This window comes from Pseudomonas sp. NFACC14, assembly GCF_900106885.1.
In the GTDB taxonomy this organism is placed as follows: domain Bacteria; phylum Pseudomonadota; class Gammaproteobacteria; order Pseudomonadales; family Pseudomonadaceae; genus Aquipseudomonas; species Aquipseudomonas fluorescens_AA.
This window is the reverse complement of record NZ_FNOA01000006.1, coordinates 254,300-265,765: the sequence shown is the minus strand read 5'-3', so window position 1 is coordinate 265,765 and position 11,466 is coordinate 254,300. Positions and strand designations below refer to the sequence as shown.

At 63.0% G+C, this 11,466-nt stretch carries 6 protein-coding genes; 5 read left to right on the top strand and 1 reads right to left on the bottom strand.

Annotated elements, in window-relative coordinates; all coding sequences use genetic code 11:
• Window positions 1-10 precede the first annotated feature (10 nt).
• From BLU85_RS12665 to BLU85_RS12655, 3 genes are all read left to right on the top strand, one after another.
• Window positions 11-1,360: a TolC family outer membrane protein gene (locus BLU85_RS12665; RefSeq protein ID WP_092199875.1), complete on the top strand. Its 1,350-nt coding sequence runs from the start codon at window positions 11-13 to the stop codon at window positions 1,358-1,360.
• Window positions 1,361-1,627: 267 nt separating this feature from the next.
• On the top strand, window positions 1,628-4,648 hold the full coding sequence (locus BLU85_RS12660) for an autotransporter domain-containing protein (RefSeq protein WP_371914236.1): 3,021 nt from the start codon (window positions 1,628-1,630) through the stop codon (window positions 4,646-4,648).
• A 213-nt stretch (window positions 4,649-4,861) separates the two neighbouring features.
• Window positions 4,862-6,715: a polyurethane esterase gene (locus BLU85_RS12655; protein ID WP_092199869.1), complete on the top strand. Its 1,854-nt coding sequence runs from the start codon at window positions 4,862-4,864 to the stop codon at window positions 6,713-6,715.
• Between the two features lie 120 nt (window positions 6,716-6,835).
• Here the strand turns inward: BLU85_RS12655 and BLU85_RS12650 are convergent, their stop codons facing one another.
• Entirely contained in the window at window positions 6,836-7,060 is a 225-nt protein-coding gene (locus BLU85_RS12650) for a YgdI/YgdR family lipoprotein (protein WP_060743223.1), read from the bottom strand.
• A gap of 223 nt (window positions 7,061-7,283) precedes the next feature.
• Between BLU85_RS12650 and BLU85_RS12645 the strand changes: the two genes are divergently transcribed.
• Entirely contained in the window at window positions 7,284-9,044 is a 1,761-nt protein-coding gene (locus BLU85_RS12645; protein WP_092199866.1) for a VRR-NUC domain-containing protein, read from the top strand.
• Window positions 9,041-11,380: an ATP-dependent DNA helicase gene (locus tag BLU85_RS12640; protein ID WP_092199863.1), complete on the top strand. Its 2,340-nt coding sequence runs from the start codon at window positions 9,041-9,043 to the stop codon at window positions 11,378-11,380. The genes BLU85_RS12645 and BLU85_RS12640 overlap by 4 nt, the downstream gene beginning before the upstream one ends.
• Window positions 11,381-11,466: the final 86 nt, after the last annotated feature.

Below are 11,466 nucleotides of genomic sequence, written 5' to 3'. Positions count from 1 at the left end.
GTCTGGCGGTATGAAGCGTTTCTATTGGATGGCCGTGCTGGCCGTTTCCGTGTGCGGCAACGCCTGGGCCATGGGGCCCTTCGAGTTCTACGAGCAGGCCCTGCGCAATGACCCGGTCTACCTGGGCGCGATCAAGGCGCGCGACGCGGGCCTGGAGAACCGTGCCATTGGCCGTGCCGGGCTGTTGCCGCATTTGGGCTACAGCTACAACAAGGGCCGCAACCAATCCAAGGTCACCTACCTCAATGACCGTGGCGCCAGCCAGCATGACGATCGCAACTACAGCAGCTACGGCTCCAGCCTGACGCTGCAACAACCCTTGCTGGACTACGAAGCGTACGCGGCCTACCGAAAGGGCGTGGCCCAGGCATTGTTCGCCGATGAAAGTTTTCGGGACAAGAGCCAGGCGCTGTTGGTACGGGTGCTGAGTCAGTACACCCAGGCGTTGTTCGCCCAGGATCAGATCGACATTGCCCAGGCCAAGAAAAAGGCGTTCGAGCAGCAATTCCAGCAGAACCAACAGTTGTTTCGCCAGGGCGAAGGCACGCGTACCGACATCCTCGAGGCGCAGGCGCGCTATGAGCTGGCAATCGCCGAAGAAATCGAGGCGCGGGACGAGCAGGACGCCGCCTTGCGTGAACTCGGCTCGCTGATAGGCGTCCCGACCCTGGATATCGGCGATCTGGCGCCTTTGCACGACACCTTCCAGACCTTTGCCTTGCAGCCGGCCAGTTTCGACACCTGGCACGAACTGGCGGTGAGCAACAACCCCAGCCTGGCGTCCCAGCGCCAGGCGGTGGATGTGGCGCGCTTCGAGGTCGAACGCAACCGCGCCGGACACCTGCCCAAGGTCAATGCCTACGCAACAATGCGCCAGAACGAATCGGAAAGTGGCAACACCTACAACCAGCGCTACGACACCAACACCATCGGCTTGGAAGTCAGCGTGCCGCTGTATGCCGGCGGCGGTGTCTCGGCGTCGACCCGCCAGGCCAGCCGCAACATGGAGCAGGCCGAATACGAGCTGGAGGCCAAGACCCGCGAGACGCTGATCGAACTGCGTCGTCAGTTCAGCGCCTGCGTGTCGGGGATGAACAAACTGCGCGCCTACCAGAAAGCCCTCAACTCCGCCGAAGCGCTGGTGGTATCGACCCGGCAAAGCATCCTCGGCGGCGAGCGGGTCAACCTCGACGCGCTCAATGCCGAGCAACAGCTCTACACCACTCGCCGCGACCTGGCCCAGGCCCGCTACGACTACCTCATGGCCTGGACCAAGCTGCATTACTACGCCGGCACCCTCGGCCCGCAGGACCTGGCGAAGGTGGATGAGGCGTTTGTGTCCCGGGCGCCCATTCAATGACCTGTGGCGAGGGAGCTTGCTCCCGCTCGAGTGCGGAGTGCTCGCAAGCTTTTTTGGGGCCGCTGCGCAGCCCAGCGGGAGCAAGCTCCCTCGCCACAAAGGCAAAGGCCGAGGTCAAAGCAAGCCACTAGGCCAGGACAGGTCCCATCAGGCCGCGCCCCCCAGGATTTTTACAACAACTAAGGATGGTTCGTGATGAAAATCGATAACAAAAAACACCCCAGGCCGGCAGGTCGCCCGTTCCTGCTCAAGGCCCTCAACCACGCCATGCTCTGCGCACTGGCGACCTTGGGCACGGCCCAGGCGGCGCCTTATGTCGAGAGCGGCAGGGCGGGTGACCCGGACAGCTGGCGCAGCGGCGAATTCAACGCCGAATGGGGGTTGGGGGCGATCAACGCGCAGCAGGCCTACGCCGCCGGATACACCGGCAAGGGCGTCAAGCTGGGGATCTTCGACCAGCCGGTCTACGCGGCCCATCCAGAGTTCTCCGGCACCGGCAAAGTCGTGACCTTGGTCACCAGCGGCATTCGTGAATACACCGACCCCTACATCCCGGTGAAGGCCGGCGATCCGTTCCGCTACGACGGTTCACCCACCGTCGGCTCGGACGGTAAGCTGGGGTCCCATGGCACCCATGTCGGCGGGATCGCCGCCGGCAGTCGCGACGGCAGCCCGATGCACGGCGTGGCGTTCGATGCGCAGATCATCAGCGCTGACAACGGCGACCCGGGGCCCGAAGACGGCATCATCCGCGGCAACGATGGCGCCGTGTACAAAGCCGGCTGGGACGCGTTGATCGCCAGCGGCGCACGGATCATCAACAACAGCTGGGGCATTGGTATCACCGACCGTTTCGACCAGGGTGGCCGCGATCCGGCGTTCCCGCACTTCACCGTGCAGGATGCGCAACTGCAATTCGATCAGATCAAACCGCTGTTGGGCACCAAGCCCGGCGGCGCCTACGAGGGGGCCATCGCGGCGGCGGGCAGCGGGATCGTGACGATCTTCGCCGCGGGCAACGACTACAACCTCAACAATCCCGATGCCATCGCGGGCCTGGCGTATTTCGTCCCGGACATCGCGCCGAACTGGCTCACCGTGGCGGCGCTGCAGGTCAACCCGGACACCGCCAGCGCCAATCCATACACCATCAGTACCTTTTCGTCGCGCTGCGGCTACACCGCCAGTTTCTGCGTGTCGGCACCGGGCACCCGGGTCTACAGCGCCGTGATCGGCGGTACCCGTGCCGACGACCTGACCGTGGGCTACGCCAACAAGAGCGGCACGTCCATGGCCGCGCCCCATGTCGCTGGCAGCGTGGCGGTATTGATGGAGCGTTTCCCCTACATGACCGGCGCCCAGGTCGCGAGCGTGCTGCGTACCACCGCCACCGACATGGGCGCGCCGGGCGTCGATTCGTTGTACGGCTGGGGCATGATCAACCTCGGCAAGGCCATCGACGGTCCATCGATGCTGGTGACCGAACAGGACATCCCGGAGGAGTTTCGCATCGATGGCGCCTATGGTTCCGGTCAGTTCGTGGCGGACTTGCCGGGCATCGGCGCGATCATCGATGCTGGCAAACCCACGGAACGGGTGTGCAGTGGCATCCAATGTGGCCTGGACGTTTGGCGCAACGACATCGGCGGTCACGGCGGGCTGACCAAGGAAGGCATCGGCACCCTGGTACTCACCGGCGAAAACACCTACAGCGGGCCGACCCTGGTCAATCAAGGGCGACTGGCGATCAATGGCTCGCTGGCGTCGGCGGTTATCGTCAACGACGGCGGCATCCTCGGCGGCAACGGGCGCATCGCCAGCCTGACCGCCATCCGCGGCGGCAGCGTGGCGCCGGGCAACTCCATCGGCACCTTGCAAGTAGCCGGCGACGTGACCTTCCAACCCGGTTCGAACTACGCGGTGGAAGTCTCGCCCACCTCCAGCGACCTGATCGTGGCGGGCGGCAAGGCGTCCATTGACGGGGCGACGGTGTCGCTGTCCTTGGAAAACAGCCCGACGCTGCTGACGGCTGGGGAAGTGAAAAGCCTGCTGGGCAGGCAGTTCAATATCTTGCAGGCCGCCGGTGGCATTGATGGGCGTTTCGCGCAAGTCTTGCCCAACTACGCGTTTCTGGGGGGTGACCTGGCGTACAGCGCCAACGGCATTCAACTGGCGGTCGAGCGTAACGACGCGTCATTTGCCAGCCTCGGCTTGACGCCCAACCAGCGTTCCGTGGCCACTGCCGCCGAGGGATTGGGCGCTGGCAACGGGTTGTACGAAGCCTTGCTGCTGGCGCCCAGCGCCGCTGTGGCACAGCAGGCGTTCCAGCAGTTGTCCGGTGAAATCCATCCGGCCATCGGCACGCTGCTGATCAATGACAGCCGTCAGTTGCGCGACGCCGTGGGTGATCGCCTGCGCCAGGACGCGCTCTACGACGCCGGTACGCCGACCGACGCCAACAGCAATGCCTGGTTCAAAGTATTGGGGGCTTGGGGCAAGAACGAGGGCGGGCATGATCAAGCCAGTACCACCAGCTCCATCGGTGGGTTGCTGGCCGGTGTCGATGGCCTGATCGGCGACCAGACACGCCTGGGCTTCGTCACCGGCTACAGCGACAGTTCGTTGAGCATGGGCGATGGCACCCATTCCTCGGCCAAGGCCGACAGCTATCACCTGGGTGTCTATCTGGGGCATGAGATCGACGCGCTGCGCCTGACCGTCGGCGGCGCCCACAGTTGGCATCGCATCGACGTCAAGCGTGACCTGCGATGGGGCGACGTCAGTGGCCGGGAGAAAACCAAGCGCGATGCCCGGACCACCCAGCTCTTCACTGAAGCGGCGTATCGCCTGGACGGGCAAGCGGTGGCCCTGGAGCCGTTCGCCAACCTGGCCTATGTGCACCTGGACAGCGACAGTTTCCATGAGAACGGTGACAACGCGGCATTGCACAGTGGCGACGACCGCCGCGATGCCGTGCTCTCGACCCTGGGCGTGCGGGCCAGCCACACCCTGGCGCTGTCGGATCGACAGCAACTTCAGCTGTCCGGCTCCCTCGGCTGGCAGCACAACCTGAGCCATACCACGTCCGAACAGGACCTGGCCTTCGCCGGCGGCAGCAATACCTTCGCGGTGCAGAGCGTGTCCATGGACCGTAACGCCGCCGTGGTCGGCGCCCGTGCCGGACTCGCGGTCGCCAAGGATGCGCGGGTCAACCTCGACTACAACGGCCTGATCGGCTCCCGGGATAAAACCCACGGCGTGGGCCTGACCCTGGATTGGCAGTTCTGACCAAGGAACTCAACACGCACTTCTGTGCGTTCAAGAGCTGCGCAGGAGGCATGTAGGAGCCATGTAGGAACTGTCGAGTGCAACGAGGCTGCGATCTTTCCCCAGACACTTGAATCTCAAGCGAAAGATCAAAAGATCGCAGCCTTCGGCAGCTCCTACGGGCCGCAGGCCACCCGGTTCTAGCATTCCAACAACAAAAAGAGAGCAACAACCATGGGTATCTACGACTACAAGAACCTCGGCACCGCCGAATCCAAGGCACTGGTCAGCGACGCAATGGCGATCATGCTGTACGCCTATCACAACCTCGACCACGGCTTTGCCGCCGGGTACCAGCACAACGGCTTCGGTGCCGGCCTGCCGGCGACCCTGGTCACCGCGCTGCTGGGGGGCACCGATTCCCAAGGGGTGATTCCCGGCGTGCCGTGGAACCCGGACTCGGAAAAACTGGCCCTGGAGGCGGTGCAGAAGGCTGGCTGGACGCCCATCAGCGCCACGCAGCTGGGCTACGCCGGCAAGGTGGATGGCCGCGGGACGTTTTTTGGTGAAAAAGCCGGCTACACCACCGCGCAGGTCGAGATCCTCGGCAAGTACGACACCGCGGGTCACCTGCAGGAAATCGGTGTGTCGTTTCGCGGCACCAGCGGCCCTCGGGAAAACCTGATTGGCGATTCCATTGGCGACGTGATCAACGACCTGATGGCCGCCCTGGGGCCCAAGGACTTTGCGAAAAACTACGCCGGCGAAGCCTTTGGCAACCTGCTGGGGGACGTCGCGAAGTTTGCCCAGGCCCATGGCCTGACGGGCGCGGACGTGCTGGTCAGCGGCCACAGCCTGGGCGGGTTGGCGGTCAACAGCCTGGCGGACTTGAGCGCCAGCCAATGGTCGGGGTTCTACGCCGATGCCAACTACATCGCCTACGCCTCGCCGACCCAGAGCAGCACCGACAAGGTCTTGAACATCGGTTACGAGAACGATCCGGTGTTCCGCGCCCTGGACGGCTCGACGTTCAACCTCGCATCGGTGGGCGTGCACGATGGGCAACAGGCGTCGGCCACCAACAACATCGTCAGCTTCAACGACCACTACGCTTCGGCGGCATGGAACGTCTTGCCGTTTTCCATCCTCAACATCCCCACCTGGATTTCCCACCTGCCCAGCGGCTACAGCGATGGCATGGGCCGGATCATGGGCTCGGCGTTCTACGACCTCACCGAAAAAGACTCCACCATTATCGTTGCCAACCTGTCAGACCCCGCGCGGGCCAATACCTGGGTGCAGGACCTCAACCGCAACGCTCAAACCCATACCGGCAGCACGTTCATCATCGGCAGCGACAGCAACGACCTGATCCAGGGCGGCCAGGGCAACGATTACCTGGAAGGCCGCGCCGGCAACGACACCTTTCGCGATGGCGGTGGCTACAACGTGATACTGGGCGGGCAGGGCAGCAACAGCCTGCAACTGCAGCAGTCGGTGACGGATTTCAGTTTCGCCCATGACGGGGCTGGGACGCTGTACCTGCGCGATGCCCATGGCGGGATCAGCATCACCCGCGACATCGGCACGCTGGTCAGTAAGGAATCCGGATTGTTCTGGGGGCTGCTCAAGGATGAGGTGAGCCACGGCGTCACCGTCGATGGCCTGGTGGCAGGCGGCAACCTGACGGCGTATGCGTCTTCGGTCAAGGGCAGTGCGGCCAACGACACTTTGGTGGCGAGCGCGAAGGGTGATTGGTTGTTCGGCCAGGGCGGCAACGATGTACTGGTGGGCGGCGCGGGTAACGACACCTTCGTTGGCGGTGCGGGCAATGACCTGATGCAATCGGGCGGTGGCAGCGACACCTTTCTTTTCAATGGTGCGTTCGGCCAGGATCGGATCAGCGGTTACAAGGCAGGGGACAAGCTGGTGTTCCTCGGCGTACCCGGCGCCGGGGCGGGTCATGACTACAGTGAGCACCTGTCACAAGTGGGCAATGACACGCTGCTCAAGGTCGGTGACAGTTCCGTGACCCTGGTGGGGGTTGCTATCGGTCAGGTTGGCGGCGAAGGGATCGTGTTCGCCTGAGATCGCTATCGCGAGCAAGCTCGCTCCCACAGTGGCTCACAGGTGTACGCAAGATTTGTGTTCACCACCGGACTTTGTGGGAGCGAGCTTGCTCGCGATGGCTGCCTACAGGCCTGGAAATCAGTCTTCCTTGCGAATGGTTGCCACATCATCGGCGCGGACCCGGACTTTCCTGCCGGAAATATCCTCGAACTCGTAGAAACCGTCGGCGGTGCGGGTGTTAGGGGTGTCCTTGGTCAAATACTGGGTACCGTTTTGCAAGGTCACTACCGTGGGCGACGCGCAGCCAGCCAGAGCCATAAATGCCACGGCGACCAGGGGCACGCCCAGAAACCTGATGTTCATAACCATAACCTCTCAATCAAAAGGACACGGAGCAACTGATTCGACCGCGCCATCACATTAGCTAACCGCCATTGGTCTCGCTTGCCGTAGGAAAGTTCATCGCTGGGTGAAGGATTTCACGTTAAATATAGGAGACCGTTCATCTTTTGCGGTTGCCTGAGGGGTTTACAGCTGTTATCTGTATGCATAACCAGTACCTCCGACACCCTTGGCGTTTCTTCCCGTGGCAACCCGTTCTCTCGACGATCCGTATTACTACCTGAACAACTTCCAGCAAGTGCTCGCGTGGTTGAGCCAGCGTTATGCGGACGTGCTCAGTCACCAAGAGCAGCGCTTCATCGACGATTTCGCAGCGCTGCCCCGTGCTTCCCAAGGCTTGTTGGTGCGGATGGTGATGCGCAAGGGCCTGCGGTTTCGTCATGGCAAGCTTAGTTACCCGGAAATCGGCGACATTGGCGCCGCCGTCGCGCCGCTATTGGCCTTGGGATGGGTCGAGGAACAAGCCCCCATCGGGCTCCTTGAACTGTTCGACGTGCTGCTCAAGGCGGAAATCCTTCTGTGCCTGGGCCACCTGATCGAACAGCCCAAGGCGAAAAAGGCCGAATGGCTCCAGGCCCTGGATAATCACCCCAGCCCGCTCCAGCCTTTTCGCACCTGGTGTCCGCAGCTTGACGACCGCCTGTACAGCCTGACGATCATGCCTCTGTGCGACAGGCTGCGCTTGATGTTCTTTGGCAACCTCTACCAGGATTGGTCGGAATTCGTCCTGGCAGACCTGGGCATTTTCACCTACGAAACCGTTGAGTTCAGCGCCGAGTCACGGGGCTTGCGCAGTCGCGACGACGTCGATGCCTGTCTGTTCCTGCACGACTGCCAGCAACGCTTCGAAGCTGGCGAGTCCCCGGACGATATCGTCGCCCAGGTCAACGAACTGTCCCTGGATAATCCGTGGCTGGAGCGACGCCGGGGCAAGTTGTTGTTCCAGATCGGCCAGCATGGCGAGCGTATCGGCGATTTCGCCTTGGCCTTGTGTATCTATCGCGATTGCACCTACCCGGGCGCGCGGCTGCGGATGATCCGGGTATTGGAGCGAGTCGGCGAGTATGCCCTGGCCCTTGAATTGGGCGAGGCGGCGGTGCAGACACCGCAAAGCGCTGCCGAAACCCAGGCCTTGCTTCGGATCGTGCCTCGCCTGCGGCGCAAGCTGGGCGGCCCGCCGGTGCCACGGGTCATGGCCAGGGAAATGGAGCGCCTTGACCTGCATCTGCCGCGCGTCGATCCGGACTTGTCGGTGGAATACCACGTCCAGGCCCACTTGCACGATGAAACCGCACCGGTGCATTACGTCGAGAACAGCCTGATCAATTCACTGTTCGGCCTGCTGTGCTGGCCGGCGATCTTCGCGCCGTTGCCGGGCGCGTTTTTCCACCCGTTCCAGCGCGGGCCGGTCGACCTGCTCAATGAGGACTTCCATGCACGCCGCGCCGAGTTGTTCGCAGCCTGCCTGGCAGAGTTGGACGATGGCCGCTATCGCCAGACCATCGGTCGTCGTTACGTTGAGAAGTGGGGCGTGCAATCGCCTTTCGTGTTCTGGGGCGCGTTGTCCGAGCCCTTGCTGGAACAGGCCCTCGATTGCCTGCCGGCCGAGCACCTCAAGCACTGGTTCCAGCGCCTGCTGCTGGACATCAAGGCCAACCGCGCCGGCATGCCGGACCTGATCCAGTTCTGGCCGCAGCACAAGACTTACCGCATGATCGAAGTCAAAGGCCCCGGTGATCGCCTGCAAGACAACCAGCTGCGTTGGCTGGAGTTCTGTCACGAGCACCAGATGCCCGTCGCCGTTTGCTATGTGCAATGGGCAGCGTCTGTCATCGCGAGCGAGCTCGCTCCCACAGAAGACGAACCACCGCAGAATACCTGTGGAAGTGAGCAACCACCCCAGATCATCTGTGGGAGCGAGCTCGCTCGCGATGGGTGCACATGAGCCCGACACCCAGCTACAGCATCGCCGTGCGGGCGCTGTGTGAGTTCACCGCCAAGGTGGGCGACCTTGACCTGCGCTTCACTCCCTCGCCGACGGCCTTGGAAGGCATCGCCGGCCATCGCACCGTTGCTTCGCGGCGCACCGAGGGTTATCAGGCTGAAGTGGCCCTCGAAGGTCACTGGCAAACATTGACGGTCAAGGGCCGGGCCGACGGCTACGACCCGGTCCGCCAGTGCCTTGAAGAGGTGAAGACCTATCGGGGCGACCTGGGCAAGCAGCCGGCCAACCATCGCCAGCTGCATTGGGCCCAGGCGAAAATCTATGGCTGGTTGATGTGCCAAAAGTTGCAGTTGCCGCACATCGACGTGGCCCTGGTGTATTTCGACATCGTCAGCGAAAAGGAAACCTGCCTCACCCAACGCTTCGAGGCGGCTCAGCTGCAAGCCTTCTTCGAAGCACAATGCGCGCTGTTCCTGGCCTGGGCCGAGCAGGAAATGGCCCATCGGCAGGCGCGTAACCTCGGCGCGCAGGCGCTGGTCTTTCCCCATGCGGGCTTCAGGCCTGGGCAACGGCACTTGGCCGAATCGGTGTTCAAGGCAATCAGTACCGGCCGCTGCCTGATGGCCCAGGCGCCCACTGGCATCGGCAAAACCGTCGGCACCTTGTTCCCGATGCTCAAGGCGTTGGCACCGCAACAACTGGACAAGGTGTACTTTCTCACGGCGAAAACCCCGGGGCGCAAGCTGGCCCTGGATGCGGCGCGGGTGATTACCCACAGCGCGCCCTCGATGCCGTTGCGGGTGCTGGAAATGATCGCCCGGGACAAAGCCTGCGAGTACCCGGACAACGCCTGCCATGGCGAGTCATGCCCGCTGGCCCGTGGTTTCTATGACCGCCTGCCGGGCGCCCGGGCGGCGGCGAGCCAGGTCTGCTTGCTCGATCAGGCGGCATTGCGCGACATTGCATTGGCCCATGAGGTGTGCCCGTATTACCTCAGCCAGGAAATGGCCCGTTGGGCTGACGTGGTGGTGGCCGACTACAACTATTACTTCGACTTCAGCGCCTTGCTCTTTGGCCTGGCCCAGGCCAATGGCTGGACGGTCGCGACCCTGGTGGACGAGGCTCATAACCTGGTGGAGCGCGGACGACAGATGTACAGCGCGGCCCTTGACCAGGCCACGTTGAGCAGCGTGCGCAAAACCGCCCCCGAACCGCTGAAGAAATCCCTGGAGCGGGTCAATCGCCAGTGGAACGCCTTGCATACGCCCCAGGTGGCGGCCTATCAGGCCTATGAAAAACTGCCGGAAAAGCTGCTCCAGGCCTTGGCCACCTGCACCACCGCCATCGGCGATTACCTCAACGATCACCCCCTGGGCCTGGACAGCGGCTTGCAGGCGTTCTACTTCGACGCCTTGCAGTTCGGCCGGGTGGCGGAAGCCTTCGACGAGCACTTTCTGTTCGACATCCACAAGCGCGAACTCGGCCGCCAGCGCAGCCTGTCGACGCTGTGCCTGCGCAACGTGGTGCCGGCCGCGTTCCTGCGGCCCAGGCTGACGGCGGCCCGCAGCACCGTGCTGTTTTCGGCGACCCTGAGCCCTCGACATTACTACGCGGACTTGCTGGGAACGCCGGGCGACACGGTGTGGATCGATGTCGAATCGCCGTTCAAGGCCGAGCAGTTGGACGTACAGGTGGTCAGCCGCATCTCCACACGCTTTGTCCATCGCCAGGCGTCCCTGGAACCGATTGTCACGTTGATGGCCCGCCAGTTCAGCGAGCGCCCGGGCAACTACCTGGCCTTTTTCAGCAGTTTCGATTACTTGCAGCAAGTGGCCGGGCTGTTTGCCGAGCGGCACCCGCAGATCGCCCTCTGGACGCAATCGCGGGGCATGGGCGAAGCGCCCCGGCAGGCGTTTCTCGAACGATTCATGGAACACAGCCAAGGCATTGGCTTTGCGGTGCTGGGGGGCGCGTTCGGCGAGGGCATCGACTTGCCGGGTTCACGCCTGATCGGTGCGTTCATCGCCACCTTGGGGCTGGCGCAGTTCAACCCGGTCAATGAGCAGATGAAGCAACGCATGGCGGCGATCTTCGGCGATGGCTATGACTACACTTACCTGTATCCCGGCTTGCAGAAAGTCGTACAGGCGGCAGGCCGCGTGATCCGCACCCAACAGGATCGCGGGGTGGTGATACTGATCGATGATCGGTTCGGCGAGACCAGGGTGCAGCACCTATTGCCGCGCTGGTGGTCAGTTACCCAAGAGGCCCAATCCCCTTGTGGGAGCGAGCTTGCTCGCGATGGCAGACTGTCAGCCAGCATTGATGCAAACTGACCCACCGCTATCGCGAGCAAGCTCGCTCCCACAGGATGGAAGGCTTGAGGATTTTTCCTGACACCCGACTTGCTCCATAATCTGCA

Bases quoted from the DNA above. Each gene is read 5' to 3' on its own strand.
- BLU85_RS12665 (WP_092199875.1), top strand. From the start codon at position 11: ATGAAGCGTTTCTATTGGATGGCCGTGCTGGCCGTTTCCGTGTGCGGC.
- BLU85_RS12660 (WP_371914236.1), top strand. From the start codon at position 1,628: ATGCTCTGCGCACTGGCGACCTTGGGCACGGCCCAGGCGGCGCCTTAT.
- BLU85_RS12655 (WP_092199869.1), top strand. From the start codon at position 4,862: ATGGGTATCTACGACTACAAGAACCTCGGCACCGCCGAATCCAAGGCA.
- BLU85_RS12650 (WP_060743223.1), bottom strand. From the start codon at position 7,060: ATGAACATCAGGTTTCTGGGCGTGCCCCTGGTCGCCGTGGCATTTATG.
- BLU85_RS12640 (WP_092199863.1), top strand. From the start codon at position 9,041: ATGAGCCCGACACCCAGCTACAGCATCGCCGTGCGGGCGCTGTGTGAG.